Source organism: Streptomyces crystallinus (assembly GCF_039521265.1).
Classification (GTDB): Bacteria; Actinomycetota; Actinomycetes; order Streptomycetales; family Streptomycetaceae; genus Streptomyces; species Streptomyces crystallinus.
The window spans coordinates 122,433-148,292 of the sequence record NZ_BAAACA010000009.1; the positions used below are offsets into that span (position 1 = coordinate 122,433).

17 protein-coding genes are annotated in these 25,860 nt (G+C 72.7%); 10 read left to right on the forward strand and 7 right to left on the reverse strand.

What is annotated here, in order from left to right; translation table 11 throughout:
- The first annotated feature begins 280 nt into the window (after window positions 1-280).
- Both ABD236_RS07760 and ABD236_RS07765 read left to right on the forward strand, forming a co-directional pair.
- Window positions 281-583 carry a trypco2 family protein gene (locus tag ABD236_RS07760; protein WP_344071640.1) on the forward strand — a complete coding sequence of 101 codons (303 nt, stop codon included), beginning with the start codon at window positions 281-283 and terminating at the stop codon, window positions 581-583.
- A 10-nt stretch (window positions 584-593) separates the two neighbouring features.
- A complete protein-coding gene (locus ABD236_RS07765) occupies window positions 594-2,969 on the forward strand; it encodes a hypothetical protein (protein WP_344071642.1) in 2,376 nt (791 codons plus the stop codon).
- A gap of 41 nt (window positions 2,970-3,010) precedes the next feature.
- Here ABD236_RS07765 and ABD236_RS07770 read toward each other — a convergent pair whose 3' ends face one another.
- Genes ABD236_RS07770 through ABD236_RS07780 form a run of 3 tightly spaced genes read right to left on the reverse strand, consistent with a single transcriptional unit; the run spans window position 3,011 to window position 5,885 of the window.
- Window positions 3,011-4,009 carry an ABC transporter substrate-binding protein gene (locus ABD236_RS07770; RefSeq protein ID WP_344071644.1) on the reverse strand — a complete coding sequence of 333 codons (999 nt, stop codon included), beginning with the start codon at window positions 4,007-4,009 and terminating at the stop codon, window positions 3,011-3,013.
- 8 nt (window positions 4,010-4,017) lie between these two features.
- The gene (locus tag ABD236_RS07775; RefSeq protein WP_344071646.1) at window positions 4,018-4,788 is read right to left on the reverse strand and encodes an ABC transporter ATP-binding protein; all 771 of its coding nucleotides are present in this window, start codon (window positions 4,786-4,788) and stop codon (window positions 4,018-4,020) included.
- A gap of 2 nt (window positions 4,789-4,790) precedes the next feature.
- On the reverse strand, window positions 4,791-5,885 hold the full coding sequence (locus ABD236_RS07780) for a FecCD family ABC transporter permease (protein WP_425543837.1): 1,095 nt from the start codon (window positions 5,883-5,885) through the stop codon (window positions 4,791-4,793).
- 290 nt (window positions 5,886-6,175) lie between these two features.
- Here ABD236_RS07780 and ABD236_RS07785 point away from each other — a divergent pair, with 290 nt between their 5' ends.
- The 3 genes from ABD236_RS07785 (at window position 6,176) to ABD236_RS07795 (ending at window position 11,315) form a co-directional block, all read left to right on the forward strand.
- On the forward strand, window positions 6,176-8,887 hold the full coding sequence (locus ABD236_RS07785; protein ID WP_344071652.1) for a xanthine dehydrogenase family protein molybdopterin-binding subunit: 2,712 nt from the start codon (window positions 6,176-6,178) through the stop codon (window positions 8,885-8,887).
- Window positions 8,887-10,620 (forward strand): ferritin-like domain-containing protein, encoded by a 1,734-nt coding sequence (locus ABD236_RS07790; protein ID WP_344071656.1) that lies wholly within the window; start codon window positions 8,887-8,889, stop codon window positions 10,618-10,620. Before ABD236_RS07785 ends, ABD236_RS07790 begins: the two co-directional genes overlap by 1 nt.
- Before the next feature lie 77 nt (window positions 10,621-10,697).
- Complete coding sequence (locus ABD236_RS07795) at window positions 10,698-11,315, forward strand: TOPRIM nucleotidyl transferase/hydrolase domain-containing protein (RefSeq protein WP_344071658.1); 618 nt, start codon at window positions 10,698-10,700, stop codon at window positions 11,313-11,315.
- Between the two features lie 59 nt (window positions 11,316-11,374).
- Here the strand turns inward: ABD236_RS07795 and ABD236_RS07800 are convergent, their stop codons facing one another.
- Window positions 11,375-12,352 carry an endonuclease/exonuclease/phosphatase family protein gene (locus ABD236_RS07800; RefSeq protein ID WP_344071660.1) on the reverse strand — a complete coding sequence of 326 codons (978 nt, stop codon included), beginning with the start codon at window positions 12,350-12,352 and terminating at the stop codon, window positions 11,375-11,377.
- Between the two features lie 471 nt (window positions 12,353-12,823).
- On the opposite strand from ABD236_RS07800, the gene ABD236_RS07805 reads away from it, so the two are divergent.
- The 3 genes from ABD236_RS07805 to ABD236_RS07815 all read left to right on the forward strand — a co-directional run bounded on the left by ABD236_RS07805 (window position 12,824) and on the right by ABD236_RS07815 (window position 19,034).
- Window positions 12,824-16,747: a type I polyketide synthase gene (locus ABD236_RS07805; RefSeq protein WP_344071662.1), complete on the forward strand. Its 3,924-nt coding sequence runs from the start codon at window positions 12,824-12,826 to the stop codon at window positions 16,745-16,747.
- Window positions 16,748-16,819: 72 nt separating this feature from the next.
- A complete protein-coding gene (locus ABD236_RS07810; RefSeq protein ID WP_344071665.1) occupies window positions 16,820-18,283 on the forward strand; it encodes a coproporphyrinogen-III oxidase family protein in 1,464 nt (487 codons plus the stop codon).
- Complete coding sequence (locus tag ABD236_RS07815; RefSeq protein WP_344071667.1) at window positions 18,276-19,034, forward strand: SDR family oxidoreductase; 759 nt, start codon at window positions 18,276-18,278, stop codon at window positions 19,032-19,034. The genes ABD236_RS07810 and ABD236_RS07815 overlap by 8 nt, the downstream gene beginning before the upstream one ends.
- Window positions 19,035-19,052: 18 nt before the next feature.
- Here the strand turns inward: ABD236_RS07815 and ABD236_RS07820 are convergent, their stop codons facing one another.
- On the reverse strand, window positions 19,053-19,952 hold the full coding sequence (locus ABD236_RS07820; RefSeq protein ID WP_344071669.1) for an acyl-CoA thioesterase: 900 nt from the start codon (window positions 19,950-19,952) through the stop codon (window positions 19,053-19,055).
- A gap of 210 nt (window positions 19,953-20,162) precedes the next feature.
- Here ABD236_RS07820 and ABD236_RS07825 point away from each other — a divergent pair, with 210 nt between their 5' ends.
- Complete coding sequence (locus ABD236_RS07825) at window positions 20,163-22,382, forward strand: MMPL family transporter (RefSeq protein WP_344071671.1); 2,220 nt, start codon at window positions 20,163-20,165, stop codon at window positions 22,380-22,382.
- 68 nt (window positions 22,383-22,450) lie between these two features.
- On the opposite strand, the gene ABD236_RS07830 is transcribed toward ABD236_RS07825, so the two are convergent.
- Window positions 22,451-22,684 (reverse strand): chaplin, encoded by a 234-nt coding sequence (locus tag ABD236_RS07830; protein ID WP_344071674.1) that lies wholly within the window; start codon window positions 22,682-22,684, stop codon window positions 22,451-22,453.
- A gap of 224 nt (window positions 22,685-22,908) precedes the next feature.
- Between ABD236_RS07830 and ABD236_RS07835 the strand changes: the two genes are divergently transcribed.
- Window positions 22,909-24,222, forward strand: a complete 1,314-nt coding sequence (locus ABD236_RS07835; RefSeq protein ID WP_344071676.1) for an MFS transporter — start codon at window positions 22,909-22,911, stop codon at window positions 24,220-24,222.
- A gap of 61 nt (window positions 24,223-24,283) precedes the next feature.
- On the opposite strand, the gene ABD236_RS07840 is transcribed toward ABD236_RS07835, so the two are convergent.
- On the reverse strand, window positions 24,284-25,576 hold the full coding sequence (locus ABD236_RS07840; RefSeq protein WP_344071678.1) for a phosphatase PAP2 family protein: 1,293 nt from the start codon (window positions 25,574-25,576) through the stop codon (window positions 24,284-24,286).
- Between the last annotated feature and the right edge of the window lie 284 nt (window positions 25,577-25,860).

The window sequence follows — 25,860 nt, forward strand, 5'->3', positions numbered from 1 at the left end:
CCCGCGCGAAAGAGTCTGGCGTGCTCCCGCCCCGAGCGAAACGTCGGTGCGTCCAGACGCAACCACCCAGGCCACAGGGTCCGGCCGCCACGGTTCCGCTGCGCCTCCAGCGCCTCTTCCGCCCCGCCTCTCACTCCACTTCCGGTGACGAGGGGATGGCACGGGCAGCTGTCGCACCTCGGCGCCCCGCTCCCCTTCCCCGTGCCGGTGGGGGCTGGGCAGACTGGTTCCCGGTGCCGTTTCGTGATCGGGGGAGCACATGGCCTTGGAGGGCACGGAGTTGTCCGAAGCGATCAAGGCGGTGCGGGCCGGTCTGTTCGCCGCGCAGCAGGAGACCGGGCCTTCCGGTATTCGCTTCACGGTCAAGGAAGTCGTCCTCGACCTGGGTATCGAGATCCGCAGGACGGCTGCCGCCTCGGGCGGTGTGAAGGCGTTCGTGGTCTGCGCCGACGCCCGTGGCGAGCGGGCCGTCGGCCGGACCCACCGCCTGACCGTCACCCTGCACACCGATGGACCTGTCCAGGTCAGCGACCACGGCGAAGTCGGCGAGGATCCCGCTCATCGCGCACGGCCGTTCTCCTAGGGGGCCCGCGATGTCGTGGAACCGGACGGTCTCGGTCGAGTACCGGGACAGCGTCGGCGCGGGGTGTGTGGTCGCGCCAGGAGTGATCCTGACGGCACGTCACCTGGCGGCGCCGCACCCCGGGTTGGACGCGGAGCCCCGCCGGGTCCGGCTCCTCAGCAGGGCGCCCGGCCCCAAGACCCGTGCCGAAGTGGCCTGGCACCGCGGGGACGCCGCGCTGCTGCGGTGCCGGCCGCAGGATCTGGGCGAGACGTTCGCCCCCGTACGGTGGGGGGAGCTGACCTGTACGAAGCCCGTCCCGGTGCCGGAGTGCTCGGCGGTGGGGCTGCCGCGTGCGGCCGTACGCCGGGGGCCGGACGCGACGGGCGCGGAGCGGCCGTACCGGGCGCCCGCCGCCGTGACGGGCCGGATCCACGTCGTCGACAACGCCTCGCACACCTACAGCCTGCGGATCGACGGCCGGCCGCCCGAGGGCGAGGCGGGCTCCTCCCCGTGGCAGGGGATCTCCGGTGCCGGGGTGTTCTGCGAGGACCTGCTGCTCGGCCTCGTCACCGCCGAGCCCTCCGGGTGGAACCACGGCCGTCTGGAAGCCGTGCCGGTACGGCAGTTGCTGGACGACCGCGGCTTCTGCGACATCATCGAGCAGGCCGCCGGGACCCGCCCGAGACTGGAGGCCGCCGACATCGACGGGCTCTTCGACAACCCGCCGCAGCCCGCCTCCGCCGCGTCGTATCTGCTCTCGCCCCGCTCCGAGACGGTGGAGTTCACCGGTCTCGACACCGAGTTGAGCGCCTTGTGGGAGTGGTCCACCAGCAGCAGAACGGTGGATGTCGCGGTCGTCCACGGGCCCGGCGGGATCGGCAAGACCCGGATGGCGACGGAGCTCGCCCGACGGCTGTCCGAGCGCCGACCCGAGGCCGAAGAGGCCCGCGACGGCAGGGAGGTCCCCTGGACCGCCGGGTTCCTGTCGGAGGTGCCGGTGCTGCAACCGCCGCCGTACACCATGCTCCGGCATCTGGTCCGCCCGGTGCTGGTCGTCGTCGACTACGCCGAGTCGCGCCTCGCCCAGGTCGACCACCTGCTGGCCGCGCTGGCCGCCCACCACGCACCCGGCCGCCGTATCCGCGTCCTGCTGCTGGCCCGCTCCGCCGACGTCTGGTGGAGACACCTGCGAATCCGCAACGCCGCGCTCACCACCGGGCTCGCCCTGGCCCTGGCGCCCCGGGCCCTGTACCGGCACAGCGACCGCGAGCAGCTGCGTGAGCAGGCGGCCCTCGCCTTCAGCCGGCGCCTCGCCGCTCTCCACCAGAGCGGTCTGCCCGACGACTGGAACGCCGACGACGTGCGCCAACGGCTCCGCGCCGCCGCCCCGGCCTCACTCGACCCGGCCCCGCGCCCCGCCTTGGCCTCGGCCCCGGCCCCGGCCCCGGCCCCGGAAGCGGACACGGACCCGGAATCCGACGACGGCGCCCCCGTCCTGGCCGTGCACATGGACGCCCTCGCCGGTGTCCTGCTCGACACGCCCGACGAGCTCACCGACGATCTGACGGCCCAGGCCGTACTGATCGAGCACGAGATGAAACACGTCGAGCGCGCCGCGCGCAAGGAGGAACTGGCCCTCGACCCCGACCTGCTGCGCACCCTGATCACCGTGCAGGGCATGGGCCGCGCCAGGACCAAGTACGCGGCGACGGCCGTCTTCCGGGCCGCCTGGGACTTCCACTACCGGGACTTCGACGGCCCTCCGCCGCTCACCCCGGACGCCATCCTGAAGCTGCGCCGGATGGCCCGTGCCCTCTACCCGGCCCCGGACCGGACCTACCTGGGCGGCATCAGCCCGGACGCGCTCCTGTCGGCCCTCATCGCCCAACACGAACCGCCCGCCGTCGACGGAGGGACCGAGGACGAGGAAGGGGGTGCGGACGCGGATGCGGACGGTGGGTTCCTGGAGCGGGTGCTCACCAGCCCCCACCTCGACGACCACCAACGCCACCACTGCATGGTCATGGTGCTCCGCGCCCTGCCCACCCAGCCGCAGCTGCTTCCCCGTGCCGCCCGCGCGGTCGCCACGCACGCGGACACCCTGCGCGGCCTCGCCGACACCGCCGCCGCCCAACTGCCGCCGCAGGAGCGCGCGGGCTGGCTGGGCGCGATCGCGGAAGCCGGTGCAGGGCGCGGGGAGGGCAGGCCGTCGGCGCGGCCGCACGCGGGTGGCGGCACCGCACACCGCCCGCCTCCCCACCTCACGGCCGCCCCGGCACCCGCCCGGCCGACCTCCCTGGCGGAGTGGGCGAACAACCTCACCGACCGTCGCGTGTTCGTCATCGTCGCCGTCCCCGTACTGGTCGCGGCGGCCGTCATCGTGGCCGTCCTGCTCGGCAGCTGACCGAGCGCGCGAGCAGCCGTCACCAAGGGCAGGAACAGCCCCTACCGGTCGCCCGACACCGTACGCAGATAGGCCCCCAGCCTGGCGATCGCCGACGGGTTGCGGGGGCTCTCGACCAGGTCCGCGTAGTCGAGGACGAAGATCCGGCGGTTCTTGACGGCGGAGACGTTCCGCAGCGGGGCGTAGGAGAGGAGGAACTTCCTCTTCTCCTCGGCGCTCACATCGCCGTAGTCGCAGACGACGATGGTGTCCGGGTCGCGCGCGACGACGGTCTCCCAGCCGACGGTGGTCCAGGAGTCCGCCACGTCGTGCATGACGTTCACACCTCCGGCTTCGGTGATGATCTGCTCCGGGGCGGCGTAACGCCCGGAGGTGAAGGGGGTGTTCTGGCCGCTGTCGTAGAGGAAGACCGAAGGGCGGTCGGCGCCCTTCGGCGCCTTCGCCCGTACGTCGGCGATCTGCTGCTTGAAGTCGCGGATCAGCGCGGCGGCCCGCTTCTCGACACCGAACAGTCTGCCGAGGTTGGTGAGGTCGGTGTAGAGGGCGTCCAGCGGCGGCATGATGCCGCGTGACGCCTTCGTACGGCCGTTGTGGCAGGACTCGGTCAGGATGTAGGAAGGGATGCCGAGCTTCTTGAGGGCGTCCGGAGTGAAGCCGCCGTCCTCGCGGAAGCCGTAGTTCCATCCGGCGAAGACCAGGTCGGCGCGGGCGTCGAGGACGTTCTCCTTGGTGAGCTGGTCCTTCGAAAGCCACTTCACCTTGTCGTAGCCGCCCTTCCAGGGCAGCCCGCTCACCTGCCCCTTGTCGTCCGGCATGGCGAAACCTGCCATGCGGTCCTCCAGACCGAGCGCGAACATCAGCTCGGTGATGCCGACGTCGTTGGTGACGACACGTTCGGGGACCTTGTCGTACGTCACCTGGCGGCCGCAGTTGGTCAGGGTGACGGCCTGGGACTCGGTGTCCTCGGCGGACTCGACCGTGGCGCCGCAGCCGGTGGCGGCGACGGCGAGACAGACGGCGGCGGCGAGCAGCTTGCGCATGGGCGTCCTCAGGGGTTGGTGGGTGGGAGCAGGTCGAACAGGAGCTGGAGGGCCCCGGTCTCGGGATGGCGTACGGGGTGGGCGCGCACGCCGAACACCGTGGCGAGCAGGTCGGGTCGAAGGACCTCGTGCGGCGGCCCGGAGGCGACGATGCGGCCGCCGTCGATGACGTACAGGACGTCGCAGTGGGCGGCGGCGAGGTTGAGGTCGTGCAGTGCCGCGAGCACCGTCAGACCGCTGTCGCGGACCCGGGACAGGACGTCCAGCTGGTGGGCGATGTCGAGGTGGTTGGTGGGTTCGTCCAGGACCAGGACGCGGGGCTGCTGGGCCAGGGCGCGGGCGATGAGGACGCGCTGCTTCTCGCCGCCGGAGAGACTGAGCACCCCCCGGTCGGCGAGGTGGGCGACGCCCGTCCGCGCCATCGCCCGGGCGCAGATCTCCCGGTCCGAGGCCGCTGTGCGGTCGCGGTGCGGAAACCGCCCCATGGCGACCACCTCGGCCACGGTGAAGTCGAACTCGGCCGCCGACTCCTGCGGCAGCGCGGCCAGAACGCGGGCGGCGGCGCGCGGCTCCATGGCGTGCAGGTCGTCCCCGTCGAGCCGGATCGCGCCGCCCGCCGGGCGCAGCCCCCGGTAGACGGCGCGCAGCAGGGTCGACTTGCCGCTGCCGTTGGGGCCGACGAGGCCCACGAACGCCCCGCTGTCCACCGCGAGCCGGACGTCCTCGACGAGCCGGGCCCCGGAGACCTCCATCGTCACCGCGTCGACGTCGAGTCGCATGCTCAACGGCCTCCGAACGCATAGCCGCCGCGCCGCATCAGCAGCAGGAAGGCGGGCACTCCGACCACCGCGGTGATCACCCCGACCGGCAGTTCGGCCGGCGCGAACAGCAGCCGCGACAGCCCGTCCGCCCACACCAGGAGCACCGCTCCGGCGAGCGGGGCCACCACGAGGACCCGCCGGTGGTCGGCGCCGACGAGCATCCGCACGACGTGCGGCACCATCAGTCCCACGAACCCGATGGCCCCGCTGACCGCGACCACGGTCCCGGTGACCGCGGCCGTGACGACGAACAACTCCCGGCGCAGCCGCGCCGGCCGCACCCCGAGGGCGGCGGCGGTCTCGTCCCCCATGGCCAGCGCGTTGAGCGCTTCGGCGCGCCGGCGCAGCCACGTCCACCCGGCGGCCACCGTCACCGCGGCGAGCGGCACCTGCGCCCAGGTCGCGCCGCCCAGACTGCCCAGCAGCCACATCATCGCCGACCTGGCCGCCTCGCCCCGGGCCGCCCCGAACACCATGACCGTGGTGACGGCCTCGAAGCCGTACGCCAGGGCCGTGCCCGTCAGGATCAGCCGCAGCGGCGTCAGCCCGTGCGGTGAGCGGGCCACGGCGTACACCAGCGCCATCGCCATCAGGGCCGAGGCGAACGCGGACGCCGACAGCGCCCACACCCCGAGTCCGGCGAACGCCCCCAGCAGGATGACGGCGTTGGCCCCCACCGCCGCCCCCGAGGAGATCCCCAGGACGAACGGGTCGGCCAGCGCGTTGCGGACCATCGCCTGGACCGCGACGCCGACGGAGGCGAGCCCGGCCCCGACCACCGCGCCGAGCAGGACGCGCGGCAGCCGGATCTCCCAGACGATGGTGTACGAGGCCACGTCGTTCGCGTGCACGGTCGCGCCGGTGAGCCCGGCCCACAGGAAGCGCGGCACGTTCGCCCAGCCGACCCCGGCGGCCCCCAGTCCGACTCCGCACACCAGCGACAGCAGGAGTAACAGCCCCAAGGCCAGGCCGAGCGGCAGCACGGGTATCCGGCCGGGCGCTGTAGGTCGATGCACGGGAGGGGCCGTCCTTCGCACGGGCCGCCTGCTGGACATCGCGCAGGAGACAGCCCGTACGGCCGTACCGACCGCGCGGGTCCCCCCTCTCGCAGTCCACGGCGAGCAGTCAACGGGTCGCTGTCCCCCACGGGCGATCGGGCTCGCGCGGCGGACCACCAGGTCGCCGCGCACACCGTTGCGGGTCAGCGCCGGGCTCTCACCGGACTTCCCCCGCGGGAGGCAAGGGGAGCCTAACAAACAAGATCCGCGACGCGCGGTGGGGCGCCGGGACCCGTAAGGCGCAGCGTGAGTTGCCGACCGGCGGGGCGGGTGTTGAGGTCGAGGCCATGGGCAGTGACGGCGACGCAGCCGACGGGCGCATGCGCAGAGTGACCGGGGCGAAGGTGTTCGCCAGCGACTTCCGTCCGGCGGACCTGGGCGCGCTGGGGTGGCCGGCGGACTGTATGCACGCCCTGCTGCTGCGCTGCCGGCACGTGGACCGGCTCTTCACCGGGGTGGACTTCACCCAGCTGCCGGCCGAGCTGCGGCCCGAGGTGGTCGTCACGGCGGCGGACCTGCCCGAGCCGCCGTACAGCAACCGGGTCTCCGCCGACAACGTCCAGGCCCTGCTGCCCGCGGGCGAGCGGGCCGACTACATCGGCCAGCCGGTGGCCATCGTGGTCTACGGCGACTTCGTACGGTTCCGCCGCGCGGCGCAGGAGCTGCGGGAGGGCGCGGCTCCCGTGACGTACGGCCCGCCTCCCGCCGACGGCGTGGCGCCGCCCGGCGAGGAGCAGCAGATCGCGCTGGACCTGGAGGCGTGGACGCGGCGGGAGTTCACCGGGGCGCAGCGCCAGGCGCACTATCTGCTCGACGCCACCGTGCCCGACGGCTACTCCCACTGGAACCGGGGCCGCGTCGGCTATGACGCGGCGCAGGGGACGTTCGTCCGCAACGGGCAGCCCGACCCGGACGCCGAACAGCTCTTCCGGGCGGTCGAGGACGACATGGCCCCGCCCGACGCGCTCCGGGCCGTCACCACGACCTTCACCCAGCAGATCGACCCGGCGTTCCTGGAGCCGGAGGCCGGTCTCGCCTGGCTGGACCGGTCCGACGGCACCCTGCACCTGGTGCTGGGAACGCAGTCGCCGCACGGCGACGTGCCCGACATCCAGACGCTCCTCGGCCGTGCGGCGCACCCGACCGTGCGCTCGGTGCGGCTGTGGTCGAAGGACTGCGGCGGTGGGTTCGGGGGCCGGGACAAGTCGCCGTTCCCGTACTACCTGGCGCTCGCGGCCGTGTTCGCGCCCGGGCCCGTCCGGCTGGCCTACGACCGGCGCGAGCAGTTCCAGGGCGGCATGAAGCGCCATGCCTCGGCGGTGCGCAGCTGGATCCGGGCGGACCCGGACGGCCGGATCCGGTCGATGCGGTCGTTCGTCGTGCTGCACGGCGGTGTCGAGGCCAACCTCAACGGGCCGGTCCTCGGCCTCGCGGCGCTGCACGCCACCGGCCCCTACCGGGTGCCCCGGGCCTCGGTGCACGCCATCGTGCTGGAGCGGGCCATCCCCATCGTCGGTTCCATGCGCGGCTTCGGGATCCCGCAGGTGGCGTTCAACGTGGAGACCGCGATCGACCGGTTCGCGGTACGGGGCCTGGGCATGGACCCCATCGACCTGCGGCTGGCCAACGTGGTCCGCCCGCACGCCGAGGGCTCGACGGGCGCGCCCGACACCGACCTCGCGGGCACTCCGCTGCGCTTCCACGTCGCCGCCGCCGAAGTCTGCGCGGCGGCGCGGGAGCATCCGCTGTGGCGGGAGCGCGAGGAGCTGCGGGAGCGGGTCGCCGCGCGGGGCGACGGCACGCTGTACGGGGTGGGCTTCGCCTGCTGCATGGAGGCGTACGGCACCAGCCAGGACAGCGTCTACACCGCGGTGCGGGTGAGCGCCGACGGCGAGGTCGTGGTGTGGGGCCAGAGCGTGGAGATGGGCCAGGGCTCCCGTGCCGCTCTGGAGCAGGCCGCCCGCGACGTGCTGGGCGGCACGGTGGTCGCGCGGCTCGGTGTGGTGGGCCCCTTCGAGCGCTTCGCCCAGCGGCTCAAACAGGCCGGGGCGCACGATCAGGTGAAGATCTCGCTGTCGCATGGAGCGAGCAGCGCGTCCAAGACGGCGTTCTTCCACGTGCAGGTCGTACGGGAGGCATGCCGTGCGCTCCTGCGGCTGCGCCTGCTGCCCGTGGCGCGCACCCTGCTGAACGAGCCGTCGCTGACCGACGCCGACCTGCTGGCGGCCTGGCAGGACGGCGCGGTGCGGCTGCCGGGCCGCCCCGAGGTGCCGCTCGCGGCGCTGGCCCGCGAGCTGGAGGACACCGGAGGGCAGACCTGCGTCCTGGCGCACGGCTTCTTCTGCAACGGCTGGTCGCAGGCGGCCTTCCAGGTGGACGGGGTGTCCCACGAGGCGTCGGTCGACGCCCTGGCGCTGGTCCGCTCGCCCGACGACGACCCGGTGCCGCTGCCGCCGACCGGCCCGCTCAGGCCCCCGCCCGCACGGGGCCCCGGCGGGGACTTCGTGCCGCGGTCGCTGTACGCGGCGGCGGGCCACCTCATCGGGGTGGAGCTCTCGCCACGCCACGGGTCGATCCGGGTGGTGGACGCGGTGACGTTCCTGGACGCGGGCGACCCGCTGCTGCCCGCCTCCCTGGAGGGCCAGGTGGAGGGCGGGCTGGCCATGGGGATCTCCCATACGCTGCACGAGGAGCTGCCCCCGGAGACCGGCGCCGGTCCCTACGTCAACTTCGACCGCTACCGGCTGGCGCGGTACGCCGACATCACCGGCATCCGCCGCCAGACGGTGCTGATCCCCCTGCCGCCGACGGGCGTGCTCGGCGCCGGCGGGCCGAGCCTGCGGCACAAGGGGGTCGGGGAGGCGACGATGACGAGCGTCGCCCCCGCCGTCGCCAACGCCGTCGCGCACGCCCTCGGCCACGGCGACGACCGCTGCTGGCCCACCCGTACCCCGATCCGCCTGGCGGACCTGGCCCTCCCCGACGACGGGCGGTCGTGATGCAGGAGCCGAACACCGAGCTGGACCTCACCGTCAACGGCCTTCGCCACCACGGCCGTTCCGTCCCCGGCGACATGTCCCTCGTCCACTTCCTGCACGAGGACCTGGGTCTGACCGGAACGAAGATCGGCTGCTCGATCGGGGAGTGCCGCGCCTGCACCGTCGCGGTCCGCGTCGGCCCCCAAGCCCCGCTGGTGACCCGTCAGGCCTGCATGACCAGCATGCGGCATGTCCGGGGCTGGCAGGTGACCACCGTGGAGGGCGTGGCGGCCGAGGGCGCGCTGCATCCCGTACAGCAGGCGATCCTGGGACTCCAGGCGTTCCAGTGCGGATACTGCGCGGCCGGGTTCACCGTCGCCGGGAGCGTCGTCGTCGCACACGCCGCCCAGGGCGCCCAAGACGTCGAGGAGGGGCTGGAGGAGACCGTCGACACCGTGCTCGGCTCACATGTGTGCCGCTGCACGGACTACGAGCGCTACCGGGCGGCCGTGCTGGCCGCCGCCCAGGACGAACCCGGCCCGCCCGCTGCCCCGGTGACGGGGGCCGCCGTCCACGAGCCCGTGCGGCGTCCGGGCCGGGCCCTGGCCCTGTCCGCCGCGGAGACCGAACGCCTCGGCTACACGCCCGTGTTCGACGACCCGGCGCTGGAGCTGATCCGGCTTCTGCGCGACGGCGCGGAGATCGAGCACTCGCTGCTCGTCCAGTACCTCTACGCCGCCTTCTCGGTCAAGGTGCCGCGCTTCGCCGACCTCGCCGGCTGGCCCAGCCACCGCTACGGGGGCCGCCCCCTGCACCTGATGGGGGTGGCCATCGAGGAGATGACCCACCTCGACATCGTCAACTCGCTGCTGGTCGCCCTCGGCGCGGCCCCGCACCTCGGCCGCCAGCAGTTCCCGTACGAGCAGGACATCTATCCCTTCGACTTCGTCCTGGAGCCGCTGAGCCCGCACAGCCTGGCCAAGTACGTGTACGTCGAGGCCTCGCCCGGCGCGGTCGACCCCGATGAGCAGCACACCCCCGAGGACCGCGCCTTCGTCGACCGCCTGTACCAGGTGCTCGGCTCGACCGGACCCGCACGGCCGCGCCCCAACCAGGTCGGCAGCCTCTACCGCAAAGTCACCCGCGTCCTGGAACTGCTGCGCGACCGGGAACCCGACCGGCTCGACTACGCGACCTGGCTCACCCGCCTGGAACTGCTGCGCGAGGAAGGGGAGAGCGAGCACTTCGCGCTCTTCCGGTCCATGTTCGAGGGCACCCACCCGGCCCTGCGTGACTGCTCCGACGTATGGAACCCGTCCTCCCCCGACCACCCGGTGGTCCCGCTCCACCACGCGAGCGGGCTGCCCCCCTCCGGCAGCCCCGTCCCCGACGAACCGGACGCGGCGCTGCGGCACCTGGCGAACCTCCACTACTGGGCGGTGTGCATGCTGCTGGACGCGTCCTACCGGCGCGGCATGCTCTTCCACAGCGCCGCGCGCCGCCATATGACCGGCCCCCTGCGCAGCCTGGGCACCGCCCTGGCCCAGCGCGGCGAGGGCCTCCCGTTCGACGTGTTCGTCGCGGGTTACGCGCCCGGCCTCGACGGCGCCGAGAACCTGCGACTGGCCCACACCATGGTCCAGCAGATCACCCTCGACCAGCGGCGCTACGCCCGCCACCTGCCGTACGACTACCCGGCCAACTGCGCGCGGGAGACGCTGTGGGAGCTGTCGCTGGTGTCGGGCGGGCGGTAGGAGCCTGTCCCTCAACCCCCGTACGGGCGCGGGAAAATCCCGTGCCCGCTCGCCCGGAGCGGAGCAGAATCGCCACCATGGCGGATGTGCGTGCGTTTCGGGAGGCGGTCACCAGCTGGGCGGCGGGCGGCCCCGGTGGGCCGGCGAAGGAGCTGGCCGGGGAGCTGCGGGTGCGGACCGCGGTGCTGGTGGAGGGGCTCAGTGACCTCGCGGCCGTGGAGACGCTGGCCGGGCGCCGGGGCCGGGACCTGCCCGCCGAAGGGGTGTGCGTCATCGCCATGGGCGGGGCGATGAACGTCGGCCGGTACGCCACCCTGCTCGGGCCGCCGGGTCTTGGGCTGCGGCTCGCCGGGCTGTGCGACGAGCGCGAGCAGCCCTATTACGACCGCGCTCTGGAACGGGCACGCGCGCCGCGCCAGGGGTTCTCCGTGTGTACGGCGGACCTGGAGGACGAGCTCGTCCGCGCGCTGGGCGTGACCCGGATCGAGGAGATCTTCCGGGCCGAGGGCGACCTCCCGGCCTGGCAGACCTTCCTGCGCCAACCCGCCCAGCGGGGCCGGGCACCGCACCAGCAGATGCGGCGCTTCCTCGGCACGAAGAAGGGCCGCAAGATCCGCTACGGCCACCTCCTCGTCGAGGCCCTCGACCCGCAGCGGGTACCGGCCCCCCTGGACAGCCTGCTCGCGAGCCTGTGACCGCGCGCCGCCCCCTCGGATCCCGCCTCTGAACCCCCGGCTGCGCGGCGGCAGTCCCGTCACGGCCCCGTCCGCACCGTCAGCGTGGCATCCACGATCCGGTGGTTGGAGCAGGGGATGTACACGCCGTTGCGGTTGGTGCAGCGGTCGGTGGCGATGGGGTGGGTGTCCTCGTCGTAGGACACCAGCCGGCTCTCGGCCGCGAAGACGTGGTCCACCTTGGCCTTCTGCCCGCACTTGCCGAGCAGCGCCCCCTCGGTGCTCTGCTCGCCCCAGCCGGGGCAGACGGCGTCGAGGTCGTCGAGCTCACGGAACGCGCCCGTGTTGCCGCCGTTGTCCGGGGTGGCGACGCCCGGCGCGTACCAGGTGTTGAGCAGCGGGTCGTGCGGCTGGGTGTTGAAGTCACCGGCCGTGATCACGGTGCCGCCGGCCGCCGTGAGCTCGTTCATCCTGTCGCGCACCGCGTCGAGCTGGGCCGCCTTCGTCTCGGCCTTGAACGTGATGTGCGTGGAGCAGAACCGCACTCCGCCGGGCTGCGAGGCCACCGGCACGCACAGCAGCTTCCGTGCCTTGTCGCCGTCGGCGGGCAGCGTGATCCGGTCGGTGCCGGTCGGGGCGAACTTGCTGAACAGGGCGACGCCGTACGGCTCCACCGCGCCGGTGTCGGTGTGGCACCCGGTGTTGTCCACGTCGGGCATGGGCTCGAAGCGCGCGAAGTTGGTCGAGCTCTGCGGCCAGCCCGCGTCCTGGAGGCCCTTGAGGACGGCGCGGTACTGCGCCGGGCAGACCTCGTTCAGCGAGACGAAGTCGGGGTCGCGGAACTTGACCGAGCCCAGGATCGCGTCGACCAGACCGTTGGTGGTGGAGCCGAAGTTCGACTCGTCGCCGGCGACGTTCCAGTGCCAGACCTTGTACGTGGCCGTGCCCGCGACCCCCGCCGTCCCGCTCGGGTCCGCCGCGACTCCTGCCGGTGCCGCCCCGAGTGTGAGGCCCACCGCGCCGACGAGCGTGAGCAGGGCGGTACGAAGTCTGCGCATGTTTCCCCCATGAGGTTCCTGGTTCGCCGGGGAGATTGTGTGTGGGAGTGATCAACGCGTCAACTCCGGGGCGGTTTCGGCACCGAGGCGGGCGGCCGGCTTGCCGGTATGACCGGCATACGCGCCCGGCGCTCCCCCGGACACCTGCCGGGCGCCTGACTCACCCCTCGCGCCGTGCACGCCGCGAGGCGCGCCCGCCGCTCGGCCGGACGGGCGCCCTCGGCGCCTCCGGGAGCGCGATCCCGCGCCCCTCTGGCTCCTTGTCCCCTCCCCGAGCCCGCGCCTAGCCTTGCGAAGGTGCGACGCCGGAGAGCGAGGAACCACCCGGCCGGGAGGAACTCGGCCGGCACCCGGGCGTAGCGCCGTCGTCCGCGCGTGGAGCCGCCCTCCGTCGCGCCCCCATGTCAGGCCGCACGACCGCGCCGCCCCGCCCTGCGAAGTCCTTGGAAGCCCTCCGAAGGAGTAGTCGGCATGGATGTTGAGCCCATCGCGTTGGTAGGGGTCGGATGCACGCTCCCCGGCAAGGTGCACGGGCTGGACGACATACACGCCGTACTGCGGGAAGGGCGCGACTGCATCGAGGAGCTGCCGCCCAGCCGGTGGGACGTGGACGAGTTCTACGACCCCGACCCCCTGGCCCCGGGAAAGACCTATGTGCGCCACGGCGGGTTCGTCGACGACGTGGACCGGTTCGACGCGGCGTTCTTCGGGATCTCGGACGCCGAGGCGACCCGTATGGACCCGCAGCAGCGGCTGCTCCTGCAGACGGTGTGGCACGCCCTGGAACACGCGGGGCAGGACCCCCACCAGCTGCGGGGCAGCAACACCGGGGTCTTCCTGGCGCTGATGAACAGCAACAGCTACTTCGTCCTCAAGCACGACGTGATGGGCCTCGCCGGCATCAACGGTTTCGACGCGATGAGCGACGCGATCAGCATCAGCGCGGGCCGCATCGCCCACTTCCTCGATCTGCGGGGGCCGTGTCTGGCGGTCGACACCGCCTGCTCGGGGTCGCTGGTCGCCCTGCACCTGGCCCGGCAGTCCATCCTCACCGGCGAGTGCGACGCGGCCGTCGTCGCCGGGGTCAACCTCATCCTCAACCCCGAAGTGCACATCGCCTTCTGCAAGTTGGGGCTGTTCTCCCGCAGCGGCCAGTGCCGGACGTTCGACGCCGGGGCGGACGGCTATGTCCGCAGCGAGGGCTGTGTGGCCGCGCTGCTGCGCCGTCAGTCGCTCGCCCAGGAGCGGGGCGATCCGATCCTGGCGAGCATCGTCGGAACCGCGATCAACCACGACGGGCGCACCCCCTCGCTGACCACGCCCAACAGCCGCACCCAGGAGCAGGTGATCCGCAGCGTCCTCTCCCGGACCGGCATCGACCCGGCCCAGGTCGACTACGTCGAGGCGCACGGCACCGGGACCCCGGTCGGCGACCCCATCGAGATGGGCGCGATCGCCAACGCGTACGGCCGCTTCCGCAGCGCGGACCGCCCGCTGTACGTCGGCTCCCTGAAGAGCAACTTCGGGCACACCGAGGCCGCCGCCGGACTCCTCGGCGTCGTCAAGGCCGCGCTCTGCCTGCACCGCGAGACCATCTACCCCAGCATCCACCTCGACCGGCTGAACCCGAAGATCGACCTGCGCGGCGCGGCGGTGGAGGTCCCAGACCGGCCGCTTCCCTGGCCCCGGGGCGACACCCCGCGTCTGGCGGCCGTGAACTCGTACGGCTACAGCGGCACCAACGCCCACGCGATCCTGTGCGAACCGCCGCTCCCCAGGCCCCACGGCGACGCGGCCAAGCACCGGCCCGCCGAACTGCTGGTGCTGTCCGCGAAGTCCCCGGCGAGTCTGGACATGCTGGCCGACCGCTGGGCCGACCACCTCGCCCGGACCGACCCGGAGACCCTGCCGCCGGCCGTGTTCACCGCCGCCGCCGGACGCGCCACGCACCGCCACCGCCTCGCGGTGACCGGGCGCAGCGGTATCGAGATCGCCGGCGACCTCCGGCTGTGGCGCACCCACCGCGCCCCGCCCTCGGTCTCCAGCGGGCATCCCGCCAAGCCCGCCCGGACCGCCTTCGTCTTCACCGGGCAGGGCGTCCAGTACCCGGGCATGGCCCGCGAACTGTACGACAGCGAACCGGTCTTCGCGGCCGCCCTCGACCGCTGCGCCGAGGTGCTCGACGCCGAACTGCCCCGGCCGCTGCGGCAGTTGCTCTTCGAGGAGCGGTCCGCCGGTGCGCTCGACGACACGAGCCTGGCGCAGCCCGCGCTGTTCGCCGTCGAGTACGCGCTCGCCGCGCAGCTGTGCGCCTGGGGAGCCGTCCCCTGCGCCCTGGCCGGGCACAGCCTGGGGGAGCTGGTCGCCGCGTGCGTGGCGGGCATGCTCTCGTTGGAGGACGCCGCCCGCTTCACCGCGCTGCGCGGCCGCCTCATGGGCGCGCTGCCGCGTGAGGGGGTGATGCTGGCCGTCGACGCGGACCCGGAGACCGTCCAGGACTGGGTGTCGGGGCGCGAGGGCGATGTCTGCGTCGCCGCGGTCAACGGCCCTCGGTCCGTGGTCGTCTCGGGCCGGACCGGGGCCGTGGAGGATGTCGCGCGGCTCGCCGCGTCGCACGGCAGCCGCACCACCCGGCTGCGCACCTCGCACGCCTTCCACTCACCGCTGGTCGAACCGGTCCTGCCCGAGCTGGGCAAGGCCGCCGCGGCGCTGCGACCGGCCGCCCCGACCGTGCCGGTGGTCTCCAACGTCACCGGCGAGGCGCTGACGGGCGCGGAAGGGCCGGAGTACTGGAGCCAGCAGGCCCGCCGTCCGGTGCGGTTCCACGACGGGATGCGCGCCCTGGCGGCGATGGGCTGCACGGTCGTCGTCGAGATCGGCCCGCAGCCGGCCCTGCGCGCGCACATCCCGGAGGCGTTCGGCGCCTCGGGTGTCACGGTGCTCCCGACGCTCCTGCGCGACGGCCACGACGTGCGCAACCTGCTCACCACCGCGGGCGCCCTGTTCACGGCGGGAGCGGGCATCGACCTGCCCTCGGTCCACCGGGGCCCGCGCCACCGCCGTACCTCGTCCGCCCCTCAGTACCCGTTCCGCAAGGACCGCTACTGGCTGACGCCCGATCCGGATACCGAGGAGGCCGTACGGGCGGCGGCTCCGCGCCGCAGGCCCGCCTCCCCCGAGGCCCGGCCCGCCGCCGGAACCGTCCACCGGCACGAGCTACGGGCGGCCACACCCTGGGCGGACCACCGCGTACTCGGATCGACGGTGTTCCCGGCCACCGGGCATCTGGAACTGGCCGTACACGCCCACGCCTCGGCCGTGGGCCACGCCTTCGCCCCCGTCGAGCTCAGCGACATCGCCTTCGTACGCCCGCTGCTCCTCTCCCCCGCCCGGCCCACCGGCGTCCAGGTGCACCTGGAGGCGGAGGGAGCCGCCGCGCGGGGCCGCTTCCGGTTCACCGTGGCCGGAGCCGACGGGGAGGGCCTGCCCCGCTACTGCGAGGGAAAGGCCGGGCCCCTCACCCGGGAAGGCGGCTCAGCGAGCCCGTCACTCGCGCAGCTGCGTGCGGCGATGCCCACGGAACTGGCCCCCGGACGGCTCTACGGGCTGCTGCGGGAGGACGGACTGGAGTACGGCGCGAGCTTCTCCACCGTCCGCGAGGTGTGGCACGACGAGGCGGGCGGACAGGCGCTGGGCCGGATCACCGCCGCCCCCGACGGCGCGTCCCGCGTGAGCCACGAGCACCGCTTCGCCACCATGCTCGACGGCTGCCTGCACCTGGCCGCGGCCGCCGCGCACGACGGCGCGGCCAGGGGCGCCCGCATTCCCGTGGCCATCGGCCGCGCCGTGCTGCTCGGCCCCCTTCCCGACCAGGTCTGGGGCCATGTCCGGCTGCGCCCCAACGACGCGGCGACGGCGTTCACGGCCCAGCTGCGGGTCCTCGACGACAGCGGGAACACCGTCGCCACCCTGGAGGACATCGAGTTCCGGCGGCCGGCCTCGCTGAGCGCCACCTCGGCCGCCCCGCCCGACACCCGCGGCCGCGAGAGCGGGGACTCGCGGCGCGAACTGCGGGAGCGCATCGAGCCGCTGTCCGCCGAGGAGCGCCGCCAGGCCGTCGTCGACTGGCTCACCGACGAGATCACCGACACCCTCGGCCGGATGTCGACGGAGCTGGAGATCGACCTCCACGACCTCGAACCGTCCCTGGCCCTGCTGGAGATCGGCCTGGACTCCCTGAGCATCACCGAACTCCAGCGGCGCATCCAGGAAAAGCTCGACTTCCGTTTCCAGGCGATGGAGGCCTTGGAGTACCAGAGCATCGAGGAACTGGCCGACTACCTCCTGCACCGGGTCGTCCTGGCGGACGCCGCCACCGGCGCACCGGACTCCTGAACCCCCGCACACCCCCGGCCGGCAGCACGACACACCGGCGATCCCACCCGGCAGATCCCACCCAGAGGGGAAGTGCCAGCAACCGTGCTGAGCCCCGACTTCGTCAACGACTACCTCGACAGCCACCTCGCCGAACGCCAGGTCAACAAGATCCAGCACGGCTTTCCGTCGCCGCGATTCTGGAACGAGCTCTCCGTGCCGCTGGACGAGATCGGCGCGGACCGCCGCCAGTTGTCCCGGACCGTCGGCAAGCCGGCCGTGTTCCTGTACGTCGGCGTCCCCTACTGCATCAAGACCGACCCCGGTAAATGCGGCTACTGCCTGTTCCCCGTGGAGGAGTTCCAGGGCAACGCCGCCCTGGAGAACTACTACGGATACGTGGAACGCGAAGCCGAGATGTACCGGAGCCAGATGGAGGGCACCACCCTCACCGGCGCCTACTTCGGCGGGGGCACCTCCAACCTCTACAGGGCGCCGGTCTACCACCGGCTGATGGACCTGGTGCGCGGCCTGTTCCCCGACATCTCCGACCAGGCCGACCTCACCCTGGAAGGGATCCCCCAGCTCTTCACCCGGGAGAAGATGGAGGCGATCCGCGACTCGGGGATGACCCGCGTCAGCATGGGCGTCCAGCAGGTCAACGAACACCTCAACAGCCTCAGCGGCCGCAAGCAGACGACCAAGCACGTCATCCAGAGCCTGGAGTGGGCCCGTGAGCTGGGCCTGTCCGCCAACGTCGACCTCATCTTCGGCTGGCCGCAGCAGACCGTCGACTCCATGCTGGAGGACCTGGAGACCCTGGTCTCCTGGGAGGTGTACGACATCACCCACTACGAGCTGAACGTCGGCGGCCCCACCGACTTCGCCCTCAACCGCTACCACGAACTCCCCAGCACCCTGGCCAACCTGGAGATCTACCGGGCGGGCCGCGACTTCCTGCTGGAGAACGGCTACCAGCAGCTGTCCACGTACAACTTCCGCCGCCCCGGCGACCCCGCCGCCCGTGACTTCCGCGAGGGCTACACCACCCGCTTCGACCACCTGGACACCCTCGGGCTCGGCTATGCGGCGATCACCTTCTTCGGCAACCCCGCCCTCCCACCGGGCCGCTCCTGGTCGTTCATCAACCACCGCAGCCTGGCCCAGTACAAGGCCGCCGTGGACGACGGCCGCTTCCCGGTCGAGCGGGGCTACAGGCACACCCCCGACGACTGGCTGCTGATGCTCCTCTTCCGCAGCCTCATCAGCACCGAGGTCAACCGCACCCAGTACCGTGCCGCCTTCGGCCTCGACGTGTACGAGAAGTACGCCACCGTCTGGGACGCCCTGGCCGAGCGGGGCTTCGCGGAGATCACCCCCGAGCGCATCCGGCTCGTCGGCGACGGCGCGTTCTACGCGCCCATGATCTCCGCGCTGATCGCCGAGGAGCGCTACCGCGAGCTGCGCGAGGAGGCCGCGCTGCGCAAGAGGCAGTCGCGCCGGCCCGTCCCGGTGGACGTGTCGCTGCCGGTGCCCGGGGCGGGCAGCGGTGGATGAGCTGCCCCTGGCGGGGCGCGGGTGTGTCGTCACCGGAGGCTCGCGGGGCATCGGCGCCGCGATCGTACGGCTCGCCCTCGCCCAGGGCGCCGACGTCGTCTTCGGCTACCACAGCGGAGAGGACCGGGCCCGCGCCCTCGCCGACGAGCTGCGCGCCGACCACCCCGACCAGCGCTGCGTCCCGCTGTACGCCCATGTGGCCGACGCCGGCGAGGCCGAACGCTTCGCGACGGCGGCGCTGGGCCGCCTCGACCGGTTCGACGTCCTGGTCAACAACGCCGGGCTCACCCGGGACACCCTGTTCGCCCGGATGGGCCCGCAGCAGTGGCACGACGTCATCGGCACCAATCTGGACAGCATGTACACCGTCACCAGACCGCTGCTGATGCCGCTGGTGAAGCAGCGCGGCGGCGCCATCATCAACATCGCCTCCTCGTCGGGGCTGCACGGTATCCCCGGCCAGACGGCCTATTCGGCCGCGAAGGCCGGGGTCATCGGCTTCACCAAGGCCCTCGCCAAGGAGATCGGCGCCCGGGGAGTGACCGTCAACGCGGTGGCGCCCGGTCTCATCGAGACGGACATGACGGCCGCGATCCCGCCCGACAGGGCCGAGCTCCTCAGGTCCCTCATCCCCACACACACCTTCGGCTCGCCGCTGGACGTGGCGCACCTGGTGTGTTTCCTCGCCTCCGACCGGGCCCGCTACATCACCGGGCAGGCCATCGAGGTCTCCGGCGGACTGGTCGTCTAGGCGGGGGGCGCGGTGTTCTCAGCCCAGGGCGCCGTGTCCGCCGCTCACCCGGATCACACCCTCCTGCGCGAGGGTGGCCACCAGCACCCCGTCACGGGTGAAGACCCGGCCCAGGACCAGCCCGCGCCCGCCGGTGGCGACCGGCGTCTCCAGGTCGCACAGCAGCCACTCGTCCGCCCGGAAGGGACGATGGATCCACACGGTGTAGTCGAGGCTGCGGCCACTGGCGTGGAACCACGAGACACCGTGCCGGAGCAGCACCGTCTCCAGCATGGTGACATCGCAGACGTACACCAACAGACAGTCGTGGAGCAGGCGTTCACGGTCCGGGTCCGTCTGCGGCGGCAGGTCGCCCTTGGCGCGCACCCACACCTGGTTCCGCGAGGCCGCCAGCGAGGGGTCGTTCTCCACGTCGAAACTCAACGGGCCGACGAAACGCAGGTCGTAGGGTTTCCCGAGCGGCTGTGTGACCGCGCCGAAGGCCTTGGTCAGCCGCTCCTCGTAGGCCGCCAGGTCCTCGGGGGCGGGGACGGACGGCATCGGATCCTGGTGGTCCAGGCCCGGTTCGGGGTGGTGGAAGGAAGCCGTCAGCGCGAACACCTCCCGGCCGCGCTGGGTCGCGGTCACGCGCCGGGTGGCGAAGGCGGCGCTGTCCCGCACCCGCTCGACGCGGTGGTCGAACGGCGCGGTCGGCAGGGTGGGCCGCAGGAAGAAGCAGTGCGCGGAGTGCGCCGAGAGCCCGCCGGGCACCGTACGCCCGGCCGCGGCCAGCGCCTGCGCGGCGACATGCCCTCCGTACACCGGGACGGACTGCTCCAGCGGAGGAGGACCGACGAAGTGCTCCCCGGCGCCGCTGCCGGGCGCGGGGGCGAGTTCGAGGTGGCCGAGCAGGTCCAGCAGCGCGCGTTCCTGGTCCATGGGGGTCCCGCTTCGCGTCGGTGTCACCGGACGGGAGCCAGTATCGCCACCAGGGGCCCGCCCCTCAATCGAACGGGCCGCAAGACGCCGCTCGCCCGCGCCGTCACGCCGCGCCTCACGACCGCGCGCGGTGCCCGACCGCCGTGCGCGACGGCTCCGTACGGCCGTGGACTCTCGCCACGGCAGACCGCTCGCCCCGGGAGGCCCGCCATGATCCGCTTCAGCACGGCCCTGTACCGGCGGCGCGTCGCGGTGCTGTGGGTGAGCGCGTGCGTCGTCGTGCTGGCCGGTGTCGGCGACCTCGGTGTGGAACACCGGCTGGTCCACGGCGGGTTCTCCGATCCCGGGGCGCAGTCCTCGCGTGCCGCGCGCCTGGTGTCGGAGCGTTTTCCCGCCACCGACGACGACCTGGTGCTGCTGCTCGGCGGGTCCACGCCGGTCGACTCCCCCGCGATGACATCGCTCGGCACCGCCCTGACCCGGCGCGTGGCGCGCGCCCCGGGGGTGCGGGCGGCCACCTCGTACTGGACGGCGGGGCGCGCGCCCTCGCTGCGCTCCCGCGACGGCTCCACGGCCCTCATCTCGCTCTCCCTGCGCGGCGACGAGGACGACCGGGCCAGGACGGCCGAGCGGCTGGTGCCGGAGGTCCGGCGCGACGCACGGGGCCTGACGGTCGGGGCGGCGGGGCCCGCACAGGTGCAGTCGGAGGTCGGCAGGCAGACCGCGCACGACCTCCTGCTCGCCGAGGCGATCGCGATGCCCCTCACCCTCGTCCTCCTGCTGCTGGTCTTCGGCAGCGCGGTCGCCGCGGCCCTGCCGCTGGTCATCGCGCTGCTGTCGGTCCTGGTGACCCGCGCCGTACTGAACGCCCTGGCCGGGGCGGTGCCGATCTCGGTGTACTCGATGAACTCCACCACGGCGCTCGGCCTCGGCCTCGCGATCGACTACAGCCTCTTCGTCCTCGCCCGCTTCCGGGAGGAGCTGAGCGGCGGCGCCACGGTCCGCGAGGCCCTGGGGCCCACGGTCCGCAGGGCCGGGCGGACGGTGGCGTTCTCCGGGCTGACGGTGGCCCTCTCCCTGGTCGCCCTGCTGGTCTTCCCCCAGTTCTTCCTGCGCTCGTTCGCCTACGGCGGTATCGCGGTGGTGCTCTCGGCGGCGGCCGGAGCCGTCTTCGTCCTGCCCGCGCTGCTGGCCGTCCTGGGCCACCGCGTCAACCGCTACGACGTCTTCGCCCGGCTGCGCGGTCCCGCGCGACCGGCGACCGGTACGGCGGCGGATCCGCCCGGGAGCGGCCGCTGGTACCGGTTCGCGAGTGCGGTGATGCGCCGCCCGCTGCTGTACGGGAGCGGCGCGGTGCTGCTCCTGGTGCTCCTCGCCTCCCCCTTCGCCCGGCTCACTCCCGGCCTCTTCGACGACCGCTCGCTGCCCGCCGACTCCCAGGTCCACCGAGCCACCCAGCTGCTGCGCGACGAGTTCGACGCGGACTTGCCGCATACCGTCCCGGTGGTGGTGGAGGGTGTGGGGCGAGAGGGGGTCGAGGCCCTTGAGCCCTACGCCCGTGCGCTGTCGGCGGTGCGCGGAGTCCGCCAGGTGACGGCCGCGTCCGGCGGCTACGCCGACGGGCGCCGGACCGGGGGCCCCGGCCCGGTGGGTCCGGCGCTCCTGAACGGCGACAGCGCGCTGCTCTCCGTGATCCCCTCGGTGGAGCCGGACTCCCCCGCCGCCACCCGGCTCGTGGGCCGGCTACGGCACGTGGCACCGCCGGACGGCACAGGGCACGGCCCCGCCCGGGTGTCGGTGGGGGGCAGGGCCGCCGAGGTGAGGGACAGCACGGCGGCGATCGCCCGGGCCACTCCGGCGGCGCTCGCCATCGTGGCGGGGTTCTCGCTGGTGCTGCTCTTCCTGTTCACCGGGAGCGTTCTGATGCCGGTGAAGGCGCTGGTGCTCAACACCCTCAGCCTCAGTGCCACGTTCGGGGCGATGGTGTTCGTCTTCCAGGAAGGCCATCTGTCGTTCCTGGTGGGTTCCCCCCAGCACACCGGGACCCTGGACGCCACGATCCCGATCCTGACCTTCTGCGTGGCCTTCGGCCTCTCCATGGACTACGAGGTGTTCCTGCTCTCCCGGATCCGCGAACGCCGACTGCGCACCGGGGACGACACGGAGTCGGTGGCCTACGGCCTCCAGCACACCGGCCGGATCATCACGGCCGCGGCGGTCCTCGTCGCCGCGGTGCTGTTCGTCTTCGCGGTCTCCGGGGTGACCCTGCTCAAACTGCTGGGCGTCGGGCTGGCGTTGGCGGTGGTCCTGGACGCGACGCTGGTACGGGCGGTGCTGGTGCCGTCCTTCATGAGGCTGGCGGGACGGGCCAACTGGTGGGCGCCCGGGCCGCTGCGCCGACTGCACGAGCGGGTGGGGCTGCGGGACTGAGAACAGCCGCGGGTGCTGCCCGACCGGACCGGTCGGACAGCACCCACAGGACACCAGCCGCGAACCGCTCAGTCGTTGACGCAGGTGTTGCCGAAGGCCGGGTTGAGCAGGCCCACGATGTTCACGCTGTTGCCGCAGACGTTGACCGGCACGTGCACGGGCACCTGGATCACGTTGCCGGAGAGGACCCCCGGGGACCCGATGGCCTCACCGTGGGCGCCGGCGTCGGCCACCGCCGCACCGGCACCGCCGAACACACCGGCGACCGCGACCAGAGCAACGAGGGCAGGGCGAATACGCATGTCTCTCCAAGATTCGGGGGGAACTTCGTGACGGCTGAAGCCCATCACGCCTGGTGGGAGCGGTGTGACGGGTAACCGTTCCTGCAGGCCGATATTCACTCCCACGGGACACATAAAAGGACTGCGCGGGACGTTGTCACACCGCGCACCGGGCACCCGCGGGGCCCGCCCGCCCGCGGAAAATCGATTGCCCTGAGGGTGTGCGGCGCACACCATCGTCACTCGTGACCAGTGCGACCTCCCCCACCCCCTCCCCCAGACGCCCGCGTCTGTCCGGCCTGCTCCCGGACCTCTCCCCCTGGCGGTCCTCCGCCGACTTCCGGCTGCTCTGGGTGCAGGGCATCGTCGCGATCCTCGCCAGCTCGATGGCCATGGTCGCGCTGCCGCTCCAGATCAAGGAGCTCACCGACTCGCCGCTGGCGGTGGGGGCGATGGGGCTGGTCGAGCTGGTGCCGCTGGTGGTGTTCGGGCTGTACGGCGGGGCGCTGGCCGATGCCGTCGACCGTCGCAGGGTGATCCTGGCGACCGAGGCGGGGCTGGCCGTGCTGGCGGTGCTGCTGCTGGGGAACGCGGTGCTGGGCTCGCCGCGGCTGTGGCCGCTGTATGTGGTCGCCGCGTGCGTCTCGGCCCTGGCCGGGCTCCAGCGGCCCGCGCTGGACTCGATGATGGCGCGGATCGTCCCGCACGAGCAGCAGACGGCCGCCGCCGCGCTCAACGCGGTGCGCTGGCAGATCGGCATGATCGCGGGGCCGGCCGCCGCCGGTCTGGTGGTGGCGTACGCGGGTCACGGCACGGCGTACGCCCTGACGGCGGCGGGCTTCCTCGTCTCGGTGCTGCTGTGCCTGCGCCTCTCCCCCGCGCCGCCCGCGCACGGCGCGGACAAGCCGTCCCTGCGCGGCATCGCCGAGGGCGCGCGCTACGCCTGGTCGCGGCCGGTGCTGCTCGGGACGTACGCCGTGGACCTCGCGGCGATGTTCTTCGCGTTCCCGAACACGATCTTCCCGTTCCTCGCGGACGAGCTGGACGCGCCATGGGCGCTCGGTCTGATGTACGCGGCCGGGTCGGCGGGGTCGGTGCTGGTCAGCCTCACCAGCGGGTGGACCTCGCGGGTACGGCGCCACGGCCTGCTCGTGATCTTCGGCGCGGCCGGGTGGGGGCTGGCGATCGCGGCGGCCGGGTGGTGCTCCGACATCTGGCTGGTGCTGCTCTGCCTGGCCGCGGCGGGCGCCGGCGACATGCTCAGCGGCCTGGGCCGCTCCACCATCTGGAACCAGACGATCCCGGAGCATCTGCGGGGGCGGCTGGCGGGCATAGAGGTGCTCTCGTACAGCGTCGGGCCGCAGCTGGGCCAGGTCCGGGCGGGCGGCATGGCGGGGTGGACCGGGACCCGGGCCGCGTTCTGGTCCGGCGGTCTGGCCTGTCTGGCCTCCGTGGCCCTGCTGTCGGCCGCCCTGCCGAAGCTGGTCACGTACGACGCGGACACCGACGAGGAGGCGCTGCGCCGCAAGGCACAGCGGGAACAGGTCCCGGCGGCCTGACCCGGGCCCGCCGGGCCCCGCACCGCCCGCTGCCGCGCCGGACCCCGCCGGCCGGCAGGCCTCACGCCATTTCGGGCTGCGGTTCCAGTTCCGAGGGTTGTACGCGCGCCGTCCGCGGTTCCCAGCGCTTGGTGGTCCGTACGTATCCGTACACCACCGAGGACATCGCCAGAAGGAGCAGGGGGCCGAATACCCAGGGGTGTCCGGCCATTTCCACCGGCAGATAGCGGTAGGAAAGCAGGAGCCCGGAGAAGACCGTCGCGCCGTAGACAATGAACAGGGTGGCCGAGCGGTCCCAGCCCCGGTCGAACGCACGCATCGCGGCCTCGACCGTGACCGCGAAGACCACACCGGCGAGCAGGTCCGCGCCGTAGTGATAGCCGAATCCCAGGGTCGCGCTGAGCGTGGCGACGAGCCAGAACGTACCGGCGAAGCGTCCGATTCTCGGCGCCTTGCGGGAGTGAATGAAGATCGTGGTGGCCCAGGCGGTGTGCAGGCTGGGCATGCAGTTGCGCGGGGTGATCTCGTCGTACGGGAACGGGCGCGGGGCAGCGATCGACGGGACCGTGTCCGGCCACATCTGTGCCAGCGCCCAGTGCCCGCCGCCCGTGCCGAAGGCGCCGCCTCCGTAAGTGAAGACCGGTCCGACCACGGGGAAGATCATGTAGATGGCAGGCCCCAGGAGGCCGATCGCCAGGAAGGTGCGCACCAGGTGGTGACCCGGGAAACGGCGCTCGGCCGCCACGTTGCGCAGCTGGTACAGCGCGAAGAGGGCCGCTGCCAGCGGGAGCTGGCCGTAGACGAAGTCGAGGACGTGCGAGCCGACCGGGCCGGAGGCCTCGACGATCTGGCCCGCCACCCAGGACGGGTTGCCCAGCGCGTGGTCGGCCGTCACCACGTACTGGTCGAGCACGTCCGGGCGGGTCTTCGAGGTGATCAGCAGCCAGGTGTCGCCCGTCTTGTGGCCGATCACCAGCAGCATGCCCAGGCCGACGCCCTTCAGCAGCAGGACACGTTCCTTGCCGGTGCGGCGTACGAGGGCGATGACCGCGCACGCCACCATCACCCACAACGGGCCGTTGCCGAACGCCATCTTGGCGTCGACCGCCCAGCGCACCGACATGAAGACGGCGTCGATACCGACCGCGACACCGGCCGCGACGAATCGCTGCCGCCAGGTGAGCACCACCATCATCAGCGCCATACCGGCATACAGCAGCGGCCCCGACTTGGGGGCGAAAAGCAACTCCGGCACCTGGCCCGTAAGAGGCCCCGGCATACCGTAATGACGCGCGACGATCTCCAGCGCGACGAAGAATCCGAGGGTCACCGCGGTGACGGCGGCCCACAGCATCGTCCGCGGCCGGCGCAGCGCGGCGTACTCAATTTTAAAATCTATTCGCGAAAACACCCGAGGTATTATCGATTTCAATGAATTGGCCGATTTGTTAGTTTTTTAGTAATGGTCACCCTTGGTACCGGAGGGCGTGTTTTCCCGGTGGAGCACGGGCGTGGAGGGCAACCGCCGTTCGATCATGCTATCGGAGCTGCTGTGCAGGTGAGTTTCACGGGTCATGGGTGGCATGGGGGACGGGCGATGTGGTAGCCGTTCCCCCGCGCTGGTCCGACGCGGCGGAG

Coding starts and splice junctions, on each gene's coding strand:
- ABD236_RS07765 (WP_344071642.1), top strand. CDS start 594: ATGTCGTGGAACCGGACGGTCTCGGTCGAGTACCGGGACAGCGTCGGC.
- ABD236_RS07770 (WP_344071644.1), bottom strand. CDS start 4,009: ATGCGCAAGCTGCTCGCCGCCGCCGTCTGTCTCGCCGTCGCCGCCACC.
- ABD236_RS07775 (WP_344071646.1), bottom strand. CDS start 4,788: ATGCGACTCGACGTCGACGCGGTGACGATGGAGGTCTCCGGGGCCCGG.
- ABD236_RS07780 (WP_425543837.1), bottom strand. CDS start 5,885: ATGTCCAGCAGGCGGCCCGTGCGAAGGACGGCCCCTCCCGTGCATCGA.
- ABD236_RS07785 (WP_344071652.1), top strand. CDS start 6,176: ATGGGCAGTGACGGCGACGCAGCCGACGGGCGCATGCGCAGAGTGACC.
- ABD236_RS07790 (WP_344071656.1), top strand. CDS start 8,887: ATGCAGGAGCCGAACACCGAGCTGGACCTCACCGTCAACGGCCTTCGC.
- ABD236_RS07795 (WP_344071658.1), top strand. CDS start 10,698: ATGGCGGATGTGCGTGCGTTTCGGGAGGCGGTCACCAGCTGGGCGGCG.
- ABD236_RS07800 (WP_344071660.1), bottom strand. CDS start 12,352: ATGCGCAGACTTCGTACCGCCCTGCTCACGCTCGTCGGCGCGGTGGGC.
- ABD236_RS07805 (WP_344071662.1), top strand. CDS start 12,824: ATGGATGTTGAGCCCATCGCGTTGGTAGGGGTCGGATGCACGCTCCCC.
- ABD236_RS07820 (WP_344071669.1), bottom strand. CDS start 19,952: ATGGACCAGGAACGCGCGCTGCTGGACCTGCTCGGCCACCTCGAACTC.
- ABD236_RS07825 (WP_344071671.1), top strand. CDS start 20,163: ATGATCCGCTTCAGCACGGCCCTGTACCGGCGGCGCGTCGCGGTGCTG.
- ABD236_RS07830 (WP_344071674.1), bottom strand. CDS start 22,684: ATGCGTATTCGCCCTGCCCTCGTTGCTCTGGTCGCGGTCGCCGGTGTG.
- ABD236_RS07840 (WP_344071678.1), bottom strand. CDS start 25,576: ATGCTGTGGGCCGCCGTCACCGCGGTGACCCTCGGATTCTTCGTCGCG.